Annotated in this window: 1 pseudogene; it reads left to right on the top strand. The window is 75.1% G+C overall.

Annotated features, from left to right (window positions below):
• Window positions 1–1,278: pseudogene (locus BM414_RS29960) on the top strand (hypothetical protein); the annotation flags it as partial.

Raw genomic sequence — 1,278 nt, forward strand, 5'->3', positions numbered from 1 at the left:
TCTGGGCACTGGTGCCGTTCATGGTGCTGCTCGGCGTGGGGCTCGGTTTCAACTTCCAGCCGGCGGTGCTGGCGGTGCAGAACGCCGTCCCGCCGAGCCAGATGGGCGTGGCCACCTCCTCGGTCACGTTCTTCCGGCAGATGGGCGCCACGATCGGCACCGCCGCGTTCCTCTCCGTGCTGTTCAGCCGCCTGCCCGCCGACATCGAGGCGGCGGTGACCGCGTCTGCGGCGGCCGACCCGCAGGTGGCCGAGGCGGTGGGAAGAGGTCAGTTGCCCGCCGGTGGGGACCTGTCGGACACCTCCTTCATCCAGGACCTGCCCTCGTTCCTGTCCGTGCCCTTCCGAACCGGGTTCGCCGACTCCATCGACCTGGTGTTCCTCCTGGCCGCGGGCGCGGCCGCGGTCGGGTTCCTGGTGTTCCTGTTCCTGCCCCAGCTGACACTGTCGGACAAGTCCGGCATCCAGGCCGCCCGGCAGGCCGCCAGCCAGACCGCCGGCGCCCCGGACACCGCGGACGCCGGCGCGCGCGTCAGGCAGACGGCCGGCGCCGCAGCGCTGATCTCCGTCCCACCTCCGACCGACCGTCCCGGCCGTGCTGGACAGGGCGCCCCACCGGCCGTCCTGGGCGCTTCGGCGCGGCGTGGGCGCCCCACGGACCTCGGGAGGGCCAGGCGCCTCCTGGCCGGCGCCGCCGCCCTCGGGATGCTCCTCGGGGTGGCCGGAGCCGTGCAGGCCTCGCAGGACCGTGCGGACGGCGAGGCCGCAGACGGGCGGGCGGCGGCGACGGGGGACGGGGACGCCGACACGACCTCGGACGGACCGAGGCCCGATCCCTCCGACCCGATGAACCTCGCGGACCCAGCTCCCCTGCCCGGGTCGTCGTCCACACCGGAGGGGCAGCGGACCCTCGGTGGCGGGACCGCCATGCCTGAAGGCTCCAGTGACACCCCGCTCGCGCAGCCCTTCCCCGACACGACGCCGCCGACGATCCCCACCCCGTCCGGGACGACGCCTCCGCAGACGACGACAGCCCCGACGGGCGACTCCACCACGATGACCACCTCGTCCGCGGCGACCACCTCGTCCGCGGCGACCACCTCGTCCGCGGCCACCCCGACCGGGACCAGCACCTCGGCGGGGACCACGACGCCGTCACAGACCAGCGCCGCCGCGTCACCCACCACGGCAGCACCCACCACCGCGGAGCCGACTCCGGTGGAGCCGACTCCGGTGGAGCCGACCCCGGTGGAGCCGACCCCGGTGGAGCCGACCCCGG

The sequence above is a fragment of the Geodermatophilus amargosae genome (genome assembly GCF_900116515.1).
Lineage (GTDB): Bacteria > Actinomycetota > Actinomycetes > Mycobacteriales > Geodermatophilaceae > Geodermatophilus > Geodermatophilus amargosae.